17 protein-coding genes are annotated in these 20,544 nt (G+C 71.8%); 4 read left to right on the forward strand and 13 right to left on the reverse strand.

From position 1 onward, the window contains the following. Window positions 1-7 precede the first annotated feature (7 nt). On the reverse strand, window positions 8-1,684 hold the full coding sequence (locus tag OG285_RS10405) for a TerD family protein (RefSeq protein ID WP_356827261.1): 1,677 nt from the start codon (window positions 1,682-1,684) through the stop codon (window positions 8-10). 130 nt (window positions 1,685-1,814) lie between these two features. Next, window positions 1,815-2,411 carry a M48 family metallopeptidase gene (locus OG285_RS10410; protein ID WP_356827262.1) on the reverse strand — a complete coding sequence of 199 codons (597 nt, stop codon included), beginning with the start codon at window positions 2,409-2,411 and terminating at the stop codon, window positions 1,815-1,817. 197 nt (window positions 2,412-2,608) lie between these two features. Between OG285_RS10410 and OG285_RS10415 the strand changes: the two genes are divergently transcribed. Both OG285_RS10415 and OG285_RS10420 read left to right on the forward strand, forming a co-directional pair. Then, on the forward strand, window positions 2,609-3,751 hold the full coding sequence (locus OG285_RS10415; protein WP_371790813.1) for a TOMM precursor leader peptide-binding protein: 1,143 nt from the start codon (window positions 2,609-2,611) through the stop codon (window positions 3,749-3,751). 41 nt (window positions 3,752-3,792) lie between these two features. Next, on the forward strand, window positions 3,793-5,328 hold the full coding sequence (locus OG285_RS10420) for an ABC1 kinase family protein (RefSeq protein WP_371790814.1): 1,536 nt from the start codon (window positions 3,793-3,795) through the stop codon (window positions 5,326-5,328). Between the two features lie 209 nt (window positions 5,329-5,537). Here OG285_RS10420 and OG285_RS10425 read toward each other — a convergent pair whose 3' ends face one another. The 4 genes from OG285_RS10425 to OG285_RS10440 form a co-directional block, all read right to left on the reverse strand. Continuing rightward, on the reverse strand, window positions 5,538-5,867 hold the full coding sequence (locus OG285_RS10425; protein WP_356827265.1) for a hypothetical protein: 330 nt from the start codon (window positions 5,865-5,867) through the stop codon (window positions 5,538-5,540). Next, complete coding sequence (locus OG285_RS10430) at window positions 5,864-6,232, reverse strand: WhiB family transcriptional regulator (RefSeq protein ID WP_266853311.1); 369 nt, start codon at window positions 6,230-6,232, stop codon at window positions 5,864-5,866. Before OG285_RS10430 ends, OG285_RS10425 begins: the two co-directional genes overlap by 4 nt. Window positions 6,233-6,363: 131 nt before the next feature. After that, a complete protein-coding gene (locus OG285_RS10435; protein WP_356827421.1) occupies window positions 6,364-6,642 on the reverse strand; it encodes a hypothetical protein in 279 nt (92 codons plus the stop codon). A gap of 214 nt (window positions 6,643-6,856) precedes the next feature. Continuing rightward, entirely contained in the window at window positions 6,857-9,043 is a 2,187-nt protein-coding gene (locus OG285_RS10440; RefSeq protein ID WP_356827266.1) for an ATP-dependent DNA helicase UvrD2, read from the reverse strand. Between the two features lie 255 nt (window positions 9,044-9,298). Between OG285_RS10440 and OG285_RS10445 the strand changes: the two genes are divergently transcribed. Next, a complete protein-coding gene (locus tag OG285_RS10445) occupies window positions 9,299-9,538 on the forward strand; it encodes a mycoredoxin (protein WP_164267504.1) in 240 nt (79 codons plus the stop codon). A gap of 33 nt (window positions 9,539-9,571) precedes the next feature. Here OG285_RS10445 and OG285_RS10450 read toward each other — a convergent pair whose 3' ends face one another. The 5 genes from OG285_RS10450 to OG285_RS10470 are packed head-to-tail and all read right to left on the reverse strand — an operon-like array spanning window position 9,572 to window position 17,478. After that, window positions 9,572-10,822, reverse strand: coding sequence for an ABC transporter substrate-binding protein (locus OG285_RS10450; protein ID WP_356827267.1), 1,251 nt, complete (start codon window positions 10,820-10,822; stop codon window positions 9,572-9,574). Next, window positions 10,822-12,009 (reverse strand): hypothetical protein, encoded by a 1,188-nt coding sequence (locus OG285_RS10455; protein ID WP_371790815.1) that lies wholly within the window; start codon window positions 12,007-12,009, stop codon window positions 10,822-10,824. The genes OG285_RS10450 and OG285_RS10455 overlap by 1 nt, the downstream gene beginning before the upstream one ends. Further along, entirely contained in the window at window positions 12,006-13,403 is a 1,398-nt protein-coding gene (locus OG285_RS10460) for a VWA domain-containing protein (protein WP_371790816.1), read from the reverse strand. The genes OG285_RS10455 and OG285_RS10460 overlap by 4 nt, the downstream gene beginning before the upstream one ends. After that, entirely contained in the window at window positions 13,337-15,691 is a 2,355-nt protein-coding gene (locus tag OG285_RS10465) for a tetratricopeptide repeat protein (protein ID WP_371790817.1), read from the reverse strand. Before OG285_RS10465 ends, OG285_RS10460 begins: the two co-directional genes overlap by 67 nt. Then, window positions 15,688-17,478, reverse strand: coding sequence for a trypsin-like peptidase domain-containing protein (locus OG285_RS10470; protein WP_371790818.1), 1,791 nt, complete (start codon window positions 17,476-17,478; stop codon window positions 15,688-15,690). Before OG285_RS10470 ends, OG285_RS10465 begins: the two co-directional genes overlap by 4 nt. A 92-nt stretch (window positions 17,479-17,570) precedes the next feature. On the opposite strand from OG285_RS10470, the gene OG285_RS10475 reads away from it, so the two are divergent. After that, entirely contained in the window at window positions 17,571-17,879 is a 309-nt protein-coding gene (locus tag OG285_RS10475; protein WP_371790819.1) for a trypco2 family protein, read from the forward strand. A gap of 207 nt (window positions 17,880-18,086) precedes the next feature. On the opposite strand, the gene nudC is transcribed toward OG285_RS10475, so the two are convergent. Together nudC and OG285_RS10485 are read right to left on the reverse strand one after the other, a co-directional pair. Then, window positions 18,087-18,992, reverse strand: coding sequence for an NAD(+) diphosphatase (gene nudC / locus OG285_RS10480; RefSeq protein WP_356827422.1), 906 nt, complete (start codon window positions 18,990-18,992; stop codon window positions 18,087-18,089). Window positions 18,993-19,138: 146 nt separating this feature from the next. Then, window positions 19,139-20,542 (reverse strand): dipeptidase, encoded by a 1,404-nt coding sequence (locus OG285_RS10485; protein ID WP_356827273.1) that lies wholly within the window; start codon window positions 20,540-20,542, stop codon window positions 19,139-19,141. Between the last annotated feature and the right edge of the window lie 2 nt (window positions 20,543-20,544).

Genomic DNA, 20,544 nt, shown 5'->3' on the forward strand with positions numbered 1-20,544 from the left:
GGCTCCCTCAGACCTCGTACGGCTGGACGATGATGAAGTTCCCGGGGGCGCCCCGGAACTGGAGGTTCACGCTCTCGCCGCTGTCGCCCGCGTAGGCGTTCTGCCGCAGCCGCACCTGGCTGGAGACGATCACCTGCGAGGCGGACGACCAGGCGACGACCGCGTTGCAGTCGGCGAAGGTGGTCGGGGTGACCGGCAGGACCACCGGCACACCGTGCGTCTTGACGATCACCGTGCCCGTGCCCTGGAACTGCATGGTGAACAGCGCCCCGCCGGGAATGCCGTGACCCTCGATCCTGCGGACCTCGTACTGGAGGGTCTCGTCGAAGGCGAGCACGTTCTCCGCCGAGACGCAGATGCCGTCGCCCTGGAGCTCGATGGGGTGCAGATGGGCGCTGTTCTCGGCGAAGAAGACCTGGCCGCGGCCGGTGCAGCGCATCAGCTGCATCTCCTGGCCGGTCGCACGGCCCACGATCCGCCCCGCGAAACCGGCTCCCTTGTAGCTGAAGTCGACCTTGCCCTGGTACATCACCATGCTGCCCTGGCGGGCGAGGACGGGGGTGTCACTGACGGTCAGATCGGCCCGCATCAGGTACTTGTTCTGCGGCGTCCAGCGCTGGCCGGTGTCCGTTTCACGGTACTTCTGGAAGGCGGCCTGCAGCCCGGGGCCCGCGACGGTCGGCTGATGTCCGTAGGGGGCAGGCTGTCCGTACGGAGCGGGCTGTCCGGGGGGCGGCTGCTGGCCGTAGGGCCCCGGCTGGCCTGGAGGGCCGCCGTGTGGGGCCGGGGCGCCCGGCGGCGGGGCCTGGCCCGGGAACTGGCCGAACTGAGGCGGCTGTTGCTGCTGCGGAAGCTGCGGCGGCTGTGCGTACGGAGCGGGGGCGGGCGGCGGGGTGGCGCCCCCGTCCAGGTGCATCGGCGCGGCGATGGTGGGCGCCGAGTGAATCGGCGGCGGGGCGGGCGCAGGCAGCGGAGGCGGGGTCGCCACTCCGCCGGACGAGGGGAGGGGCGGCGGTGTCCGAGCAGGCGGCCCCTGGGGCGGAGCGGCCGGTGCGCCGAAGGAGGGGGCTGGATCGGGGGCCGCGGCGGGCGGGGCGAAAGCCGGGGCACCGAAGGCCGGCGGAGCGGCGGCCTGCTGCGGTGGTGCGGGCTCGTCCTCGGCCACCTCACCGCCGAAGTTCCTGAGCAGCGCGTCGAGTCCGCCGTCGAAACCCTGGCCGACGGCGGCGAACCGCCAGACGTCCTTCAGATAGAAGTCGCCCAGCATGACGGCGCGCTCCGTGGTGAATTCGGAGCCGGTGAAGGCGTACCTGACGACCTCGTCGCCACCGGCGACGATACGGATGTACCCGGGCCCGATCTGCGACATCTGGCCGGCGCCGTCGAGCGTCGCGGTGAACGAGAGCTTCTGGATACCGGCGGGGATACGGTCGAGCGTGACACGGAAGGACTCGGTGTCACCGGCCTGTGCGCCGAGGAGCTGGATCGACTCCTCCGGCGACTTCGGCTGGTTGAAGAAGATGAAATACCGGTCGTCCGAGAGCTGCTCGTCGGCGTCGAGTCCGAAGCAGCTGATGTCGAAGGTCAGTCCGGCGCCCGCGATCTGCACACCCACGTACAGGTCCGTGCCCGCTGTCAGGTCACTGATCCTGGCCTTGTGGCCGCGTTGGAATTGCCTGGCCATACGTAACGACCGTCCCCCATCCCGAATGTGTTTCCGTCGCGCCAGGCTAGCGGCTGGGACCGACATCCGGCCAAGCCGGGACGGACCCGGTACTCAGCCGGTACAGAGTCACCCGGGAACACCGGAGCTGTCACTCACCGCGGGCGGCGGGCAGCTGCGGGAGCCGCTCGGCGGCCACCACCCCTTCGAGATAGCCCCGGGCCCGCTCGGTGCGCGGATACGCCGTGAGGAGCTGCCAGAAGCGCGGGCCGTGCCCGGGGACCAGCAGGTGGGCGAGCTCGTGGAGCAACACGTAGTCGACGACGTACTCCGGCATGCCCTGGAGCCGGTGCGAGAGCCGGATACTGCCCTCGGCCGGCGTGCAGGAACCCCACCGGGTGTTCTGGTTGGTCACCCAGCGCACCGAATCGGGGCGGGCCCGGCCCGCGAAGTACTGCTCGGACAGGCGCGCCGCCCGGTCGGCGAGCTCGGTGTCGCCGAGGACGCGCTTGCTCTCCTGGGCCGCGAGCTTGTCGAGCATCACGGTCACCCAGCGCCGTTCCTCGGCGTCCGACATCCGGGCGGGGATGAGCACGATGGTTCGGTCGCCCTCCCGGTACGCGGAGACCGTTCTGTTGCGCCGGGCGCTTCTGCGGACCTCGACCGGGCTCGTCGCCGGGGCGCGGGGCGGCTGGCTCTTCGCGCTGCGCGGTGGACTTCCGGCGGTGTGCAGAGGGTCGACGGGCACGCCTCGACGTTACCCGCTGTCAGTGGGGGAAGTCCCGCGCCCATCGCGGTTGAACCTTGATCCATTCCACAGGGTGCAGCATTCGAAGTATCAGCACACCGGGCCTGTGGATAACTTTCCGCACCCGCCGTGACCTGAGGGCATTCTGGCAACAGAGCCGCCGGGACAGCCCGGCGGACTGTGGACGGGGGCGTGCGATGCATCCGATGGTGAAGCCCGCGCTGCGGCGCGCATGGCGGGACCGGCAGGCGGTGCAGTTCGGGGTGACTCCCGCACAGGCGGTGGTGCTCGGCCCGGTGGACCCGGCGACCGGCTGCCTCCTCGGGCTGCTGGACGGCACCCGCGGGATGGAGCTGCTGCGGGAGGAGGCGCGGGCCATGCGGTTGCCGGACGGCCAGGTGGACAAGCTGGTCGCCCGGCTCTCGAAGGCGGGACTGATCGACGATGCGACAGCCGGAGGCGCGGCGGCCGACGCGTTACGGAAACGGCCCGGCACCCTGGACCGGCTCCGCCCCGATCTGGCATCCCTCTCGCTGGTCCATCCGGAGCCGGGCGGCGGCACGGTCCGCCTCGCGGCCCGGCGGGCCATACGGGTTCAGGTACGTGGTGCGGGCCGGGTCGGTGCCACCGTGGCCGCACTCCTGTCGGCCTCCGGGGTGGGCCGGGTCGACGTGCTGGACGGTGGCTCCGTCACCCCCGCTGACGTGGCACCGGGGGGCCTTCCGGCCGAGGCGGTCGGGGCGCGTCGGGACGCAGCGGCGCGTCAGCTGATCAGGCGCGTCGCACCCGGCCCGCCACCCCGCGCCTGCGCTGCCGCGCCGGGCACCGACGGTGAACCGGGGCTGTCACTGATCGTCGTCGCACCGCGTGACGGATTCGATGCCTATGTGCCCGATCCGGCACTCTCCACGGAGTGGATCACGTCGGGCACGCCTCATCTCTATACGGGCGTGCTCGAAGGGACAGGAGTGGTCGGGCCACTCGTCCTGCCGGGAGGAACGGCGTGCTCGGGCTGCCTGGCGCTGCGGCGGACCGAGCACGATCCCGGCTGGCCCCGGATGGTCGCGCAGTGGCGCTCGGGCAGACGTGGCTCCGTGCCCGCCTGCGATCTCGGCCTGGCCACGGCGGTGGCCGGGCTGGCGGCGGCACACACGCTGGCGTTCCTCGACGGCGAGCTGCCGGCATCGACGGGGGCACGGTGGGAGGCGTCCCTGCCGCTGCTCGACTGGCGATCGGCCCGTATCACACCCCACCCCGACTGCCGCTGCGGTGCGGGTGGGCACACTGGAGGGGAGCGCGCCTCGGAGGCCGGGGCTCCGCACGACACAATGGCCGGGTAACCGCCGTACGCTCCACGGCAGTCTGGGATTTGGAGGGGCGCATGTCTGATCTTCCCCGGAAAGCGGTCACACGTACCGCCAAGCTGGCGGCACTCCCACTCGGTTTCGCCGGCCGCGCCACCTGGGGCCTGGGCAAGCGGATCGGCGGCAGATCCGCGGAGATCGTGGCACGCGAGGTGCAGCAGCGCACGGCCGACCAGCTCTTCAAGGTCCTGGGCGAGCTGAAGGGCGGGGCCATGAAAATGGGGCAGGCCCTCTCGGTCTTCGAGTCCGCCCTGCCCGAGGAGATCGCGGGGCCCTACCGGGCGGCGCTGACCAAGCTCCAGGAATCCGCCCCTCCCATGCCCGTGCAGACAGTTCACGCCGTGCTGGAAGCGCAGCTGGGGACGGAGTGGCGCGAACTGTTCGTCGAGTTCGACGACAAGCCGTCCGCCGCCGCGTCCATCGGCCAGGTGCACCGGGCGGTATGGCACGACGGGCGCCGGGTGGCGGTCAAGGTGCAGTACCCGGGGGCCGGTGAGGCCCTGTTGTCGGACCTGACCCAGCTGAGCCGCTTCGCCCGGCTGCTCGGTCCGCTGATTCCCGGTATGGACATCAAGCCGCTCATCACCGAACTGCGCGACAGGGTGTCGGAGGAGCTGGACTACGAGCTGGAGGCGGAGGCCCAGCGGGAACACGCGGAGGAGTTCGCCGGGGATCCGGACGTGGTGGTGCCCGATGTGGTGCACCAGAGCGACCAGGTACTGGTGACCGAGTGGATCGACGGAATCCCGCTGGCCGATGTGATCGCGGACGGCACGGACGAACAGCGGGACCGGGCAGGGCAGTTGCTCGCGCGGTTCCTCTTCTCGGGCCCGGCCCGTACGGGACTGCTGCACGCCGACCCGCACCCCGGCAACTTCCGGCTGCTGCCGGCCGAGGCGGACGACGGGATCGCTGAGGACGACGGCGCTGAGGACGACGCCACCTCAGAGGGAGCCACCTCAGAGGAGGCCACCGCACAGTGGCGACTGGGGGTGCTCGACTTCGGGACGGTGGACCGGCTGCCGGGCGGACTTCCCGCCACGATCGGCCACGCCCTGCGGATGACCATCGAGGGTGAGGCATCCGGCGTCTACGAGATGCTCTGCGAGGAGGGTTTCGTCAAGGAGTCCATCGATCTCGATCCGGAGGCGGTGCTGGAGTATCTGGTACCGATCATCGAACCGGTGCAGGCCGACGAGTTCACGTTCAGCCGGGGGTGGATGCGGGCGCAGGCCGCCAGGATCGCCGATCCCCGCTCCCCCGCCCACCAGTTGGGCAAGCAGCTCAATCTGCCGCCGTCCTACCTGCTGATCCACCGGGTGACACTGAGCACCATCGGAGTGCTCTGCCAGCTGGGTGCGACCGTACGGCTCCGGGACGAACTCGAAGCCTGGATGCCGGGGTTCCTGTCGGAGCCCGGGGAGACCGGGGAGACCGAACTCCGGGATCAGGTCACCGAACAACTCCCGGAACAAGGCACGGAAGCAGTCTCGGAAGCAGTCCGGGAAACGGTTCCGGAGGAGGAACTGCCTCCTGCCCAGGCGCGTGCCTGACCGGACCGGTTCCGCGCATCCGGGACATGCCAGGGGGCCGGTCACGCCGACCGGCCCCCGATGTCCTCCGCGCCTTCTGCGCGTCTTCTTCTCTACTACCGCTTCTCTACTGCTACTTCTGTACTACTGCGCTGCTGTATTGCTGCGCTTCTGCGCTATTGCTCTGTTCCTTCTTCGCCGCTGCGCGGCGGCCGGTGTGCACGACCGCCTTACTGCATGACCGCCATGGCGATCGCACGGCGGGCGCGCAACGAGACGCGCTCGGCGCGGCGTTGCATGCGGCGGGCGGACACCAGGCGCAGGGCCTGACGTTCGGCGTCGGCCTCCCTGCGGCGCTCGTGCATATGAGCACGAGCCATGGCTTCTGGGATGAGTTGCATCTCACGGGTCCTGTTCTGGCGCGACGCGGTCGCGCCGATGGTGGTGACGACTGGTGTTGCGGAGCCGGACGGCTCGCTGGTGGAAGAGGTCATCGGGTCCTGCTTCTGGGGATCGTGCTTGTGGGGGCGGTCAATCGTTCCGGGGCCGGTGAGTTTCATGCTGCGACCGGGTTCTTGCGCGGACGCCCACGCGGCCTCTTGCGGGCGACGACGACGCCCTGGACGAACAGCTCGCCACCCCAGACGCCCCACGGCTCGCGACGCTCCTTGGCCCCGGCGAGGCAGGCCTCGACGAGCGGGCAGGTACGGCAGAGCGACTTGGCGTACTCGACGTCGGCCGGGGTCTCGGCGAAGAAGACCTCCGGGTCGTAGGCACGGCAGGGGACGGGCACATCGAGGTTCTCGATGGCGTCGTCGAGAACGGTCAGCGCGGTAAGCGGGAACACGGTGGGATCCTCCGGGGCAACAGGCGGCGAGAGTGTCTGTGAGGGCGGTACGGACGGGGCGTGCGCTTCGATTTGCACGGTGGTTTCATTCCTCGTCTGGTCGTTCCGGTCTGTTTGACCGGATGTCGTCTGGTGGCCCAGTACAAACAAAAGGGCCGCGGATCCCGGGTGGGGTTCCGCGGCCCTGAAGGCGCCTGCCTGATGGTGAATCAGACTGGATCACTCCAGGGTTCGAGCCCACGGAAGGCCCACATCGTGTGATGCTGCGTTGCCTGCGTCCCGAACTCGGCACCGGCTGCCGCAAACGCATAGGACGGCATCCCCGCGATTGCTACTGCTGCTTCCGGTGCCTTGGTCGGTCGCTCATTACGGTCCCGAATGGGAAGACCCGCCAGGGAAACGGGGCTGACGGCAGAGATGCCGGACAGACCGGTTCCACGGAGAGAGGAGCCGAGCAGGCAGGTGACGACGACCGAGCGATCGGTCATTTTGGTCTTCGTGATGGTTGCCACTGGTCTCGCCTCCTCTCGGCGTCTCGGGGAGCGGGGGCCCGGAGGCCTCGTCCCATTCGAATGTAGGTCAGGTACAGCTGTGGTGAAGTACAGCACAGAACCAGGGCTTCAGAGAAGTCGCTGTTCCCGTGGTTAAGAACCTAAGGGGGTTCCCGGGGCGTGCGCAAACTATTTTTTCAACGAGTTTCGGTCAGTCTTCTCCGTCACCGTCCACAAGCTCCTGGCCTGCACAGATCTTCAGCACATCGCCTCCGAACCGTGTGATCTTCCGGGCCGGGACGCCGGCGATCCGTGTGAGCTCGGTCTCGCTGGACGGCACCGCCTCCGCGATGGCCATCAGGGTCTTGTCGGTGAACACGCAGAACGCGGGCTGTCCCGTCTCCTTCGCCTGGACCGCGCGCCACTCGTGCAGCCGCTCGTACAGCGCCTCGTCCATGTCCGACGGGCAGTCCTCGCAGCGCATCAGCTTCATCTCGCCGCCGTCGGTCAGGGTCTTGCCGCAGACCCGGCACCGCACGGGCCCGCGGTGCTTGCGGCGGGCCGCCGCACCCCGCTCGATCCCGCCCGCGCCACCGGCGGCGCCGCGCAGCCCGGCGGCAGGGCCTCCCGCCGAACCCGGCCGCAGTCCGCTGAGGAAGCGGCTGGCCCGCCGGGAGGCCCTGCCGCCGGGCGACCTGGACAGCGCCCAGGAGAGCGTGAGGTGCAGCCGGGCCCTGGTGACGCCCACATAGAGCAGTCGGCGTTCCTCCTCGACCTGCTCATCGGTCTTGGCGTAGGTGATCGGCATCATGCCCTCGGTCAGCCCGACCAGGAACACCGCGTCCCACTCCAGGCCCTTCGCCGAGTGCAGTGACGCCAGGGTGACGCCCTGGATGGTCGGGGCGTGCTGCGCGGCCGCCCGCTCGTCCAGCTCGGCGACGAGGTCCGAGAGGGTCGCCCCCTCCCTGGCCCTGGCGAAGTCCTCGGCCAGGCGCACCAGCGCGGCCAGCGACTCCCAGCGGTCCCGGACCGCCCCGGACCCCGCGGGGGCTTCCGCCCGCCACCCCTTGGTGCCGAGCACCGCCCGCACCTGGGACGGCAGATCCACCGCGTCGTCGAGCAGCGGGTCGTTCCCGCCGGCCCGGGCGGCTCCGCGCAGCGCGACGCCGGCCTCCCGCACCTCGGGCCGTTCGAAGAACCGCTCGGCTCCGCGCAGCTGGTAGGGCACCCCCGCGTCGGCCAGCGCCTGTTCGTAGATCTCGGACTGGGCGTTGATCCGGTACAGCACGGCGATCTCGGACGCGGGGACGCCCGCGGCGATCAGGTCCCGGATCCGGCGCGCGGTGCCCTCGGCCTCGGTGGGTTCGTCCCCGTACTCCTTGTAGACGGGCTCGGGTCCCGGGGAGCGCTGCGAGATCAGCTCCAGTCGGTGGTCGGCGGCGCGGCCGCGGGCCTGGGCCAGCAGCCCGTTGGCCAGGTGGACGACCTGTGGTGTCGAGCGGTAGTCCCGGACCAGCTTCACCACCGTCGCCTGCGGATGGCGGACCCGGAAGGTCAGCAGGTGGTCGGGGGTGGCGCCGGTGAAGGAGTAGATCGTCTGGCTGGCGTCACCGACGACGCAGAGATCCTCCCGGTCCCCCACCCACAGTTCGAGAAGGCGCTGCTGCAGCGGGCTGACGTCCTGGTACTCGTCGACCACGAAGTGCTGGTACTGGCTGCGGATCCGGTCGGCGATGTCGTGCCGGTCCTGGAGGATGCCGACGGTCAGCAGCAGCACGTCCTCGAAGTCGATCACTCCGCGGTCGCGCTTGAGCTGCTCGTACATCGCGTAGATCTGGGAGATCTCGGCCGGGCTCCGGGGCGCCTCGCGGGCCGACTTCGCGACGGCGGCCGGATAGTCGGCGGGCACGGTCTGGGTGACCTTGGACCACTCGATCTCGCCCGTGACGTCCCGCAGCTCGTTGCGGTCGAGCCGGACGCCGCAGCGCGCCGCCGCCTCGGCGACCAGCTGTACCTTGCGCTCGACCAGCCGGGGCACCTCGCCGCCGACCGCCTTGGGCCAGAAGAACTGGAGCTGGCGCAGCGCCGCCGAGTGGAACGTCCGTGCCTGGACACCGCCCGCGCCGAGCTGGCGCAGCCGTCCTCGCATCTCGCCGGCCGCGCGGTTGGTGAAGGTGACGGCGAGCACCGTGGAAGGCTGCAGGATCCCGGCACGCACCCCGTAGGCGATGCGGTGCGTGATCGCGCGGGTCTTGCCCGTACCGGCTCCGGCCAGGACGCACACCGGCCCGTGCAGGGCCGTCGCGACCTCGCGCTGCTCGGGGTCGAGCCCGTCGAGCACCGCGTCGGCGGAGTCCGGTACCTGGGGGAAGAGAGAGGCGTGCGTTGCTGCTGTCACCCCGCCATGCTGCCAGGTCCCGCGAGACTGACGAGTCGGTTGTCCACAGGTACCGGGCCGCAGTCGTACTAAGTCCCCGTCGCGCTCAGTCGCAGTCGTACTGAGTTCCCGTCGCACTCATACGGGAATGGTGGCCGGATCACGTACGTTCTACGGCATGTGACTTCCCGAGGCCGCCCCCCGGGAATCCCCATGTATCGGACGAAGCAGCACAGAAGGCTGCGGGCGACGCAGCAGCAGAGGAGCGCGAGAGACATGCCGGGCACTGTGACGATGTACAGCACCACGTGGTGCGGCTACTGCCGTCGGCTGAAGGGCCAGATGGACCGCGAGGGCATCGCGTACACCGAGGTGAACATCGAGCACGACGCCGACTCCGCGGCCTTCGTGGAGAAGGCGAACGGTGGCAACCAGACCGTTCCCACCGTCCTCTTCCCGGACGGTTCGACACTGACCAACCCCTCGCTGGCCCAGGTCAAGCAGAAGATCGCCTGACCGGGCAGCCTCTGCGGCCCGAGCGGTCAGCCCCTACGGTGCGGGGCTCCCGCACACGCCGGGCAGCAGGTCCGCGCCCGCCAGTCTGCGGCGTTCCTGTTCCAGCTGTGCCAGCAGCCTGTTCTGTGTGGCGCTGTCGGGTGTGCTGAGGAACTTCAGCACGGCGTGCTGGAAGGCGTCGCGCAGGGTGGGCGGCATGGTGTCCGAGGCGTCGAAGCACAACTGGTGCGTCGGCGCCTCGCTCGTTCCGCCGGTGAGGAGAGTCGCCGCCTTGCGGCCGAGCGGGTCGGTGGGCTGTGGGTCCGACGCACTGGGGAAGTGCGGTTTCAGCTGCGGTGCGGCCTGGGCCAGCCAGATCCTGCGCCCCTCGGGTCCGGCCAGTCTGCTCAGCAGTTTCATCGCCGCCGGACTGTCGCGGAACACCGCGGCCATGTCGGCCGACACCTCGTACGCGTCCTTGTGGCCGCCCAGTCCGGGGATCGTGTCGGCCGACGGCCTGAACGTGATGTCCGGGCCGTACAGATAACGGATGAACGTCCCCGCGTGCTCCTCCGTGCAGGTACCGGAGTTGAGCAGCCCCTTGCCGCCCTCGCCCGTGTACGGGATGTCGAGCGCGCTCCTGGTGTTCTGCCCGGCCATCAGCGAGGCCCAGGTGCTCCACGCGTCCCGTACCTCGGGGCTGGTCCACGGCAGGATCCCGGTGGCCCACTTCTCGTACGCCTCCGGACCGGACCTGTGCAGCAGGATGTCCTCGATCCAGTCGGTGCCCGGCCAGCCCGTGGTGGCCTGGGCGCTCATGCCGAGGCACCAGCTGTGCGGCCTGACCGGCTGGGACGTCCTGGTCCACACCAGACTCTTGATGTCGACCTTGAGCGGGACCCAGTAGGTGTGTCTGGCGCCGCTGACGACCAGCTCGGGGGCCCAGGGCGGGTACGCCCGGGTCGCCAGGGAGCCGGTCAGCGGTGTGAGCGCGCCCTCGCGTGCGTATTCGAGCAGCTCACCCTGACTGTTGAGGATCGCCACGTCCGGCGGCGCGTCCGCCTCCAACTGCGCGACCAGCGTCTCGCGCAGCGAACTGGTGCCCTGGTAGCTGTAGGTGTACGGGGTGCCGTTGTCCAGCAGGTCCAGCGTCCTGGTGAACGCGGCCGCTTCGTTCCCCGTCCACGGTCCGAGGACCACGACCGTCTGCTTGCCGCCGCCGGAGCAGCCGCCGAGCGCGGCGGCGAGCACGATCAGCGTGCCGGACAGCAGCAGGCGCAGGCCTGTGCCGCGATTCGCCCGCATCACCGGTAGTCCTCCCGCGTCGGGACCCGTACGTAGTCGCGCCGGTAGGCAAGGAGCGCCCAGCCGGTGACCGCCGCGCCCAGCAGTCCGACCGGCAGGATGAACCCCGTCACCGACGCCCAGCCCCCGCTGTGCGCCCGGCGCATGGCGGCGTCGATCCGCTGCTGCAGCCCGTCGACGGAGCCCGGTGCGGCTGTCGTGCCGGTGGTCCGTGACAGCTGGACCGCCGGGGCCGCGGCGGAGACCCGGGCCAGCTCCCCGTCGGCGATGTGCCGCACGGCGGCCTGTCCGTGCTGCACCTGAACCGTGCCCAACGCCAGCACCGGCACGACGAGCAGCGGCAGTACGGCCGCCGCCAGCGGCAGGCTCAGCAGCCGGAGCCGCACCTTCAGGAAAGCGAGCGTCCGGAACAGGCCGATCGCCAGCAGCGCGAACGCGGCGCAGGCGACGGCGGCAAGGACGACGGGAGCGGTACCCCAGCCCGCCTCGTGGTCGAGATCCGCGCGCAGGCTCCGCTGCAGCGAGCCGATGCGGTCCTGGATGGTGGTCGCCTCGTAGCCGTGTACGGCGCGGTCGGCGCAGCGCGCCGGGGAGCCCGCGCCGTCCGTGCCGCCCGCCGTCTCGCAGAGCATGCTGAGCGCGTACGAGAGATACGCCTTCTTGAGCGTGGGGTCGTCCCGGTTGCGGTCGGCGGTGCCGATGTAGCCGTTGTAGTCGACCACCAGCCCCGACACCACCTGGAGGCCCTGCCGCTGGGAGGCGCTGAGCGCGGGCGACTGGGCGGCCTCGTTGAGGTTCTGGGTGGCCCTGGTGATCAGGGTCGGATAGGTCTGGCCGAGTCCGATCAGTTCTGGCCCTTGCAGGACCGAATCGGCTTCCTTCTGTGCCTGGTCCAGGGCGATTTCGGCGCGGGTCAGCTCCACCAGGGCCGGGCCGGTGCGCTCGGCGATCCGGGACGAGTCGCCGTGCACCTCTCCGTACGCCGGCGACAGCGATCCGAACGCGATCACCGTGAGCAGGGGCAGCGCGATCAGCCGGTCACGGAGGAAGGCCGGGCTCTGCCCGGCCGGTACGGGCGCCAGGCAGAGCAGACGGCGCAGCGCCCCGAACACCGCGGTCACCCGGCCCGCGGCGTACCCCGGTGGCTCCCCCGCGCTGTGCACCTGTCGCTCCCCCGCGCCGCTCACCGGCGGCTCTTCGTGTAACTCGTACGGATCCGGGCGGTCTCGATGTCGAACCGTCTGATGCGGGCGTGCAGTTCCACCTCGCCGTCCGCACCGGGCTCGACCAGTTTCTCCAGGTGCTCCCGCATGGCGTCGTCGCCGACCTGCACCGCGAGCTGCCAGGCCCGGCCGAGGGCCCCGCGGGCGGTCTCGGGATCACCGGCACGCAGTGCGGCGCAGCCCTCCTCGAAGCACCGGACCAGGTCCTCCTGGTGCAGGAAGTGGCCGACATCGGGGTGCACCCGGCTGTACAGCCCGTGGTCTCCCGACCAGCGGACCACGACAGGCTGTGACGGCGGCAGTTCCACCGGCGGCCGGGCGGCGCCGTCGCGCACCAGCTCCACCTCGGTGAGCATCAGCTCCGGGCCCCCGGCCTCGGCGGTGTGCCGGGCACTGAGCGAGAGCAGGTACGAGCGGGTCTCGTCGCCCCAGGGTTCGGTGGCGAACTCCCGCAGGAATTCGGTCTCCTCCACCGGCCGCAGCGTCCGCCGTGTCGGGTGGACCTGTCCGAAGGACCGGAGTTCGGCGTTGTCGCTGCGGTAGAGCCGCAGCCGCAGTCCGGTGAGGTCGCGTCCTGCCGCCTGTCGGGTGAGGTCGTGCAGCCTGGCGGGGAGCGGACCGGTCGGCCCGGTCTCCTCGAAGGCGTGCGCCGTGCCGTTCAGCCCGGTGGTGATCAGGAGCAGCTCCCCGGTGTCCCAGCCGTCACCGATGCCGATCGCGTCGCAGGTGAACTGCCCCGCGCACTCCGCGATACGGGCGGTCAGCTCCTCGCGGGACTCGTAGCCCGGTTCGTTCCTGCCGTCGGTGAGCAGCAGGGCGTGCCGTACGAAGTCGGCGCCGCAGCCGGGGAGTCCGGCGAAGAGCTCCTGGGCGCGCCCCAGCCAGCTGCCGATCGCGGTGCCGCCGCCCGGGTGGCAGGCGCGCAGGGCGTCCTCCGCCGCCCGCCGGGTCAGGTCGTCGGCGACAGCCAGGGTGCGGCGCCCGCCGGGCGGCTGCTCCGGGTACACGGTGCCGGGCCGGTCCCGCCCTGCGACGACCGCGAAGTACGCGCCGTCCGGCACGGCCCGTACGGCGGCGGCCGCCGCGTTCCTGGCGGCCGCCATCCGCGTGGGCGGGTTCACCATCGACGACGAGTGGTCGATGAGGAACACCACGGCATGGCGCGGCCCCTGGTCCTGCGCTGCGGCCCGCCGGGTGTCCGCGGCGACCGGGCGCCGGACGGTCACGGTGACGACGGCGTACATCCGGGCCTCGTGTCCCGGGTCGGGCACCGGCAGTTCGGGGACCTGGCTCACTTCGAGGGAGACCGCGGGCTCAGCCGGTCCCGGATGCGCTGCCGGTGTGCCTTCCCCAGCCATGGGTGCCTCCTGTCGTGGCGGAAGCCCAGCGGGCGGACGCTGTTGGCCCGGTCGATGAGCGCTTCCGCGATCTCGTTGCTGTCCGGCAGGTCGGAGCGTCTGGCCTGGTCGGCGAGGCCTCGGTAGAGCAGTGAGAGCATGTCGGCCAGCCCCTGCGGGCTCTGCGGCGCCGTGAGCCGGGCGTCGAGCGCCGCGGTGAAATCGGTCAGGGGCCGGTGCGGAACGCGTTCGAGGACCGTCTCCCAGAGCTCCGTCTCCAGGCGGTGGCGGCCCCGGTGGTCCGTCAGACCGTGCTCGTGGAAGAGCGGCCCGAGCCGGTGCAGGGCGTCCTTGAGCGCATCGTCGTCGGGGGGTGAGTTCCGTGCCCGGGCCGCCTTGATCCGGACGATGGCCGTCCGGGCCGCGGTCAGATGACGGGAGTGCGCAGGGACCAGTTCCAGCGCGGCCAGCGCACCGGCCAGCCCTTCGCCCCGGTCGGCCGCGGGCTCTCCGGACCGGTCGGTGGCCGGCCCGTCAAGGTCACGTGCCACGGCCTCCGATCCGTCGCTCACCGCGGCCAGCAGCACCCGGGCGCAGCCGAAGGCAGCGCCGCCAAGTGAGTGGTTGCGGCGGCGGACCGCGTCGTAGAGCCGCAGCGCCTGCGGCCACTCGCACCGCCGCTCCGCGCAGTAGCCGAGCGCGAGTTTGGGCGCGTACTCGCCGGGGATCGCGTCGTAGATGGCGTCGAACCGCAGGCGCGCGCCGTCGGTGTTCCCGGACGCGAGCGCCAGCAGACCCAGGTGCCAGTCGATCCGCCAGTCGTACGGTGCCCAGCCCGGGGCGATGGAGCGCCGGGCCCGGCTGATCTCCGCGTACGCCCGGCGCAGCGGCCGGGTGTCGTCGGCGGCGACCGCGAGCGCCATGTGCAGCCTGCAGCGCAGCAGATGGAGCTCGGCCGAGGGATCCCAGCCGCTGGTGCGCTGGAGCAGCGCCGTCGCGTCGTCCTCCGCGAGCCGGCCGAGCCGGGGCGCGTTCAGGTCGTGCGGGTCGGGCTTCGGTACGGGCAGGCCGCAGGCCATCTCGCCCGGCTCCGGCGGGACCGGGCCGGGCGGGACCGGGGGCGCGCCGCTCGCCCAGTGGCTGAGCGGTGGCGGTGAGCCGATCGCCCCGTCGAGGGCGTGTGCGGACTGGACGAAGACCGGGGACGGCTCGAAGGACTCCTGGGACGTGCGCAGCGAGCGCAGTTCGCGCAGCACCCCGCGGAGCTGGTGCGCCATCTCGTCGGCGGTGGCGAATCTGGCCCTGCGGTCGGCGTGGGTGGCGCGGTCCAGTGCCCTGCGCAGGGACTCTGGCCCCAGCCCCTGCGCGGGCGGCGCGGCGGCGCTGAGTTCGCGCAGCGTCACGCCGAGGCTGAACAGGTCGTCCTGGAAACGGGTCTCCCCGTTCGGGCCGACGCCGGGGGCGAAGTAGCCTCGGGTGACCGGGCCCTCGGCCCGCTCCTGGCGGACGCTGCCCACGTCGACGATCTTGATCTCGGTACCGCAGTGCATGACGTTGTGCGGCTTGAGATCGCCGTACACCTTGCCCTTCTGCTGGTGGAGATAGCCGAGGGCGTTCAGGATGCGGATGCCGTAACCGAGCACGAACTCGTGGAAGCGCACCCCGCCGAAGGCCCCGGGATCGTTGACCACCCGGACCCTGACGTCCTCCAGGGTCAGCCCGTTCGCGTATTCGAGCACCAGGAACTCGCCCGCGGGATCGTGGCTGCCGTAGTTGAACACCCGGATGAGATCGGGGTGGTTGAGGGCGACGAGCTCCTGGCGTTCGCTGCGCATCGCCTTCTCGTTGAGCCGGATGTGCTCACGGCGCGCGCTGGGCGGGTCCCTGTCGTCACCGTCGTGCTGCTGGTGCAGGAATTTGACCGCCACAGGGCGGTTCTCCAGCCGGGTGTCCTCGGCGAGATGCACTTCGCCCATGCCCCCGTACCCGATGCTCCTGATCAACCGGTACTGCCCCGCGAGCATCCGGTCCGGGCCGAGGCCCAGGCTCCGCAGCCGGCCGGTGTCGTACGGGCCGGCCACCGGCGCCGCGGGCCGCACCTCGGGGAGGACCAGCGGGTCGTGGTCCTTCTCGGGCGGCGGGAGCAGCACGGCGGCGGCCGGAGCCGCGGACTGCTCCCGGCGCGGGCCGGGCGGCCGGGTGGCCCCGGCGTGGCGGCCGGTCGCGGAGTCGACGCGCCTGCCGCTGCGCTGGCAGTAACCGGCGGGGGTGACCCGGCTGCCACAGCCGGGGTGGGGGCACGGGCTCAACGGGTCCCCTCCTCTCCGGCGGTCCTCGCCACCGCCGTGCCCTGTCCGCCGTCCCTCGCCGCCGTGCCCTCTCCGGCGTCCCGCTGCCGGGGGGCCGCTTCCGCGCCGGAACCGCCGTCCAGCCGCGCGTGTACGGTCGCGACGAACGCCGCGACCGCCCGCTCCACGTCATCGAGGCTGCTCGGCCCCTCCGTCAGCAGCTGCTGCGCCCGCCGGTACTGGCCGGCCGCCACGGCGTCCTCGGCCCGCTGGTGGTCGGCGAGCCTGGCCTGTTCGGCGGCGAGCAGGCCGCGCAGGTCCAGCATCCGGTCGAGGGCGGCGAGCAGCCGTTGTTCGACGTCCTCGGCCCGCAACAGCGCGCTCAGGACGGACTGTTCGGCGTACGACAGCATCTGCAGCAGCGCGGCCACCCCCATCTCGCTCCCGGAGGGCGGACATCCCGCCGGCTCCTGTTCCCGTTGCTGCGTCTGCTCCAGTTCGGCCGCGAGCTGCGCGGTCCACAGCTGGGCCCGGTCGCCGTGCCGGGCGGGCGGTCCCGGCAGCCCGGTGACGCGCGGTTCCAGTCGCCGGAACAGGTCCCTGACGGCGCGTTCGGTCTCGGAGAGCCGGTCGGCCCGGTCCGCCAGGCGTTCCAGCCATTGCGCGGCGCGTCCGGCGGGCAGCAGTTCGCCGGTGAGTCCGGGGGCCGGGCCGTGCAGGACGAGCAGGAGTCTGGCTCCGCGGTCCGCCAGGCGCCGCAGCAGCCCGGCCGTCTCGCCGGGGGCCGCGGCCGCCCGGTCCGGCAGCGAGACCACCACGGAGGTCAACTGCCGCGCAGGCTCCGGTTCCAGGTCCCGCGCGAGCTGCTCACGGGAGCGCCCGGCCGCGGCCACCGCGAGGCTGATGCTGCCGCGGTGCGGGACCGCGGGGCCGCCGGGCCGGCTGCTCCCCGTGGTCGAGAGCCCGGGTGAGCGCTCCCGGTCGGCCAGGCCCAGGGTCGTCCGGAGCGCGACATCGGCCTCCTCGTCGTCCTCGCGCAGGAAGACGGTTTCGATGTCCCAGCTGGTGTCGTCACCGTTCAGCCAGCAGGTCAGCGTCTGCTGGAGGCCCAGCGGCCGGCCGGTCCGCTGGTCGCCCGGTGCCACCGACAACTGCGGCGGAATGACCCGGGGCCCTGTCATGTGGTGTTCCGCGACGAGCGGGAGATGACCGGCGATCGTCGCGGCGGGGATCATATAGAAGTGGAAGAACGGACTCCGGCCGGCCGGGGTGTCGTACACCGCGACCATGATCCCGAGCAGCCGGCCGGTCCCGGCCTCGGTGACTCCGGCCCCGCTGAAGCCGCGGGGGTCCGGGTCGTGGAAGTCGACCGGGTTGATCTGCACCCACTCGTCGCCGTGGCCCCCCGGCCCCTTGAGCACGGCGTCCACCCAGAGACCGCCCGACCGGTTCCGGGGGAAGCCGTCCACCGTCACCCGGGTGTCGTACGGGGCGGGGTCGCGGTGCAGTACGGCCGTGGAGGTCACCGGGGCGGGCTCGGTGAGCCGGAGCAGCGCGAGGTCCCCCTCGTCGCGCCCGTACCGCTCCACCCAGTGGCCGTCGACCACCCTCGCCGAGCGCGACACGCCTTTCGGCTCCCCGGCCAGGACCGGGAATTCGACCCGCACCGGCTCGGCGGGGCCCGGCAGCACATGGGCACAGGTCAGCACCAGGTCCCGGCCGAACAGGACCCCGGCGCCGAGCACGTCCCCCGGCTCGCCCCCGGGCAGCTCCGCATGCAGTCGGAGCCGCCAACTCTGTTGATCCATAAGCGTGTTGAGCCATAACGGCTCCCCCTCCATGCTTCCCCAGAGTAGGGGCAGGGCGCGACAATGGGACCCGGGCTGCACAAGGGGGAGCAATGAACGACGGGACGGGAGCCGCACCAGTGGCGGGTCTGGCGGACCTGATCAGCCAGGTGAGGACCGAACTGGCCGAGGCGCAGCGCCGGATCGGGGACAGCGCGCTGCGCCTCAGTGTGGAGCGGGTGACGCTGGAGATCGCGGTGCAGGTGAGCCGGGAGACCGAAGGCGAGGGAAAGCTGCGGATCGGCGTGGTCACCGTGGGCGGCAGCGGGTCGGTGACGCGCGACAACACCCACCACATCAAGGTCGAGCTGCAGCCCCGCAACGAGGACGACACCCCGGGCTGGATCCCGGTGAGCCGCTAGGCAGGCACGGTCGCGCCGCCGGACAGCCGGACAGCCGGACAGCCGGACGGCCGGACGGCCGGACAGGCATGATCCGGACGAGGGGCTCCGGGCCCCTCGTCCGGCCGTGCCATCACCCTGCGGGGCTCCGTACCCCTTGCCCCGTAACCCTGTCGGGTCAAGTCAGGTCCGGTCCCGTCCGGTCCCGTCCGGTCCCGTCCGGTCCGGTCAGTTCAGCGGCTTCGGCAGCGGCTTGCCGTACCAGAGCTCCACCAGCCGGGCCGCGATCGAGATACCGGCCGGGGGCAGCACCTCCCCGGACTCTATGGCCGACCGCAGGTCCTCCCGCGAGAACCAGCGGGCCTCGCTGATCTCCTCGCCGTCCACCGTGATCTCGGAGGACGTGGCCTGCGCCATGAAGCCGAGCATCAGACTGGACGGGAAGGGCCAGGGCTGGCTGGCGACGTACTGGACCGGGCCGACCGTCACACCCGCCTCCTCGAACACCTCACGCGCCACCGCGGCCTCGATGGACTCGCCCGGCTCGACGAAACCGGCGAGCGTGGAGAACCGGCCCTCGGGCCAGTGCACCTGCCGGCCGAGCAGTGCCCGGTCGTGCTCGTCGGTGACGAGCATGATCACGGCCGGGTCGGTACGGGGGTAGTGCTCGGCCCCGCAGGCCTGGCAGCGCCGGATGTGGCCCGCGGCGGCGATGACGGTGCGCTCACCGCAGCGGGAGCAGAACCGGTGCAGGCGCTGCCAGTTCTCCAGCGCCACCGCGTGCACCAGGAGCCCGGCGTCGAGCGGCGAGAGCAGCAGCCCGGCCTCACGCAGCCCGGCCGGCCGGGCCGACTGGTCCATCCGGCCGGGGAGGGTGTCCTTCTGGAGCGCGAAGTACCGCACTCCGTCCGCGTCCGTGCCGAGGAAGTAGCGGTGCTCCTCGGTGAGCGGGGCCTCGAACGACGGCGTCTTGAGCAGCTCGGTGCGGCCGTCGGGCGTCTCGTCGATCAGCGCCTGGCCGCCGGAGACCACGAAGACCCGGGTCGTCGGGTGGCTCCAGGCCGCCGCGAGCCACGCCTCGTCGAGGCGGTGGTGGGCTGCCCGGTCGATGCCGTTCGGGGCCGTCAGGCCGATCGGCCGGTACGGATCCGTGGCGGCGGCCGGGTCGTCGGTGGCCCGGCCGTCAGCGGCCCCGCCTCCGCTCGCGTGGCCTTCGGTGGCATTGCTGAAGTTGCTCACAGGTGCTTCCAACTCCCCCTCATGGACTGGGTGGTTCGGGTTCAGCATTCTCGTCGCAGGGCGTCGGCCATATCGCCCCACAGATGGGCGGTGGTCTCCACGCCCTTGAACAGCAGGCCGAGTTCGACCTTCTCGTTCGGTGCGTGCCAGCCGTCGGACGGCACGGAGATGCCCAGGAAGAGCACCGGGGCACCGAGGACGTCCTGGAGGTCGGCGGCGGGGCCCGAGCCGCCCTCCCGGGTGAAGCGGATCTTCTCGCCGAACGCCCGGCCCATGGCCCGTACGACCGACTGGAGCGCCGGGTGGTCCAGCGGGGTCAGGCACGGCCGGGTGCCGGCGCTGAACGTGATCTCCTGGCGGATCCCGGGCTCCGCCCGGCCCGCCGCCCACTCGGTGACGAGCTGCTCGATCCGGACCGGGTCCTGGCCCGCGACCAGCCGGAACGAGAGCTTGACCATGGCGGACGACGGGACGACCGTCTTGCCGCCCGCGCCCTGGTAGCCGCCGCCGATGCCGTTGACCTCGGCGGTCGGGCGGGCCCAGATCCGCTCCAGTGTGGTGTGGCCCCGCTCCCCGGCCGCCGCACGGGACTTGGCGGTCCGCAGCCACTCGCCCTCGTCGAAGGGCAGCTCGGAGAAGAGCTCGCGCTCGGCGTCCGTCAGTTCGGCGACCCCGTCGTAGAAGCCGGGGACGGCGACGCGCCCGTCGGCGTCGTGCAGCGCGGCGACCAGCCGGGCAGCGGCGGTGGCCGGGTTCGGGACGGCGCCGCCGAACGAGCCCGAGTGGATGTCCTGGTCGGGACCCCCGAAGGTGATCTCGCACTCGGCGAGGCCACGCATACCTGTGCAGACGGTCGGGGTCGTCTCGGACCACATGCCGGTGTCCGAGACGATCACCACGTCGGCGGCGAAGCGCTCGGCGTGCTGCTCGACCAGCTCCCTGAAGTGCGGGGAGCCGGACTCCTCCTCGCCCTCGACGAGGAGCTTGAGATTGACGGCGGGGGCGGTGCGGCCGGTGGCGGCGAGGTGGGCCCGGACACCGAGTGTGTGGAAGAACACCTGGCCCTTGTCGTCGGCGGCACCCCTGCCGTACATCCGGCCGTCCCTGACGACCGGCTCGAACGGGTCGGTGTGCCAGCCGTCCTCGACCGCAGCGGGCTGGACGTCGTGGTGGCCGTAGACGAGCACGGTCGGCGCTTCCGGGTCGCCCGAAGGCCACTCGGCGAACACCGCGGGGGCACCGGGCGTATCGAGGACCTCGGTGACCGGGAAGCCGGTGCCCTTGAGTGTGGCGGCCAGCCAGTCGGCGCTGCGGCGTACATCGGCTGCGTGCTCCGGCTGCGCGGAGACGGAGGGGATGCGCAGCCAGTCGGCCAGGTCGTCGAGGAAGGACCCGCGGTGCTGGTCGATGTACGTGCGGACAGCGCTGTCCGGGGTGTCGCTCATGC

The sequence above is a fragment of the Streptomyces sp. NBC_01471 genome (assembly GCF_041438865.1).
Classification (GTDB): domain Bacteria; phylum Actinomycetota; class Actinomycetes; order Streptomycetales; family Streptomycetaceae; genus Streptomyces.

Excerpts from the sequence above, each read along its gene's own strand:
- OG285_RS10420 (WP_371790814.1), top strand. The coding sequence starts at position 3,793 with ATGTCTGATCTTCCCCGGAAAGCGGTCACACGTACCGCCAAGCTGGCG.
- OG285_RS10460 (WP_371790816.1), bottom strand. The coding sequence starts at position 13,403 with ATGGCTGGGGAAGGCACACCGGCAGCGCATCCGGGACCGGCTGAGCCC.
- OG285_RS10425 (WP_356827265.1), bottom strand. The coding sequence starts at position 5,867 with ATGAAACTCACCGGCCCCGGAACGATTGACCGCCCCCACAAGCACGAT.
- OG285_RS10450 (WP_356827267.1), bottom strand. The coding sequence starts at position 10,822 with ATGCGGGCGAATCGCGGCACAGGCCTGCGCCTGCTGCTGTCCGGCACG.
- OG285_RS10475 (WP_371790819.1), top strand. The coding sequence starts at position 17,571 with ATGAACGACGGGACGGGAGCCGCACCAGTGGCGGGTCTGGCGGACCTG.
- OG285_RS10415 (WP_371790813.1), top strand. The coding sequence starts at position 2,609 with ATGCATCCGATGGTGAAGCCCGCGCTGCGGCGCGCATGGCGGGACCGG.
- OG285_RS10470 (WP_371790818.1), bottom strand. The coding sequence starts at position 17,478 with ATGGATCAACAGAGTTGGCGGCTCCGACTGCATGCGGAGCTGCCCGGG.
- OG285_RS10485 (WP_356827273.1), bottom strand. The coding sequence starts at position 20,542 with ATGAGCGACACCCCGGACAGCGCTGTCCGCACGTACATCGACCAGCAC.
- OG285_RS10435 (WP_356827421.1), bottom strand. The coding sequence starts at position 6,642 with ATGACCGATCGCTCGGTCGTCGTCACCTGCCTGCTCGGCTCCTCTCTC.
- OG285_RS10405 (WP_356827261.1), bottom strand. The coding sequence starts at position 1,684 with ATGGCCAGGCAATTCCAACGCGGCCACAAGGCCAGGATCAGTGACCTG.
- OG285_RS10445 (WP_164267504.1), top strand. The coding sequence starts at position 9,299 with ATGCCGGGCACTGTGACGATGTACAGCACCACGTGGTGCGGCTACTGC.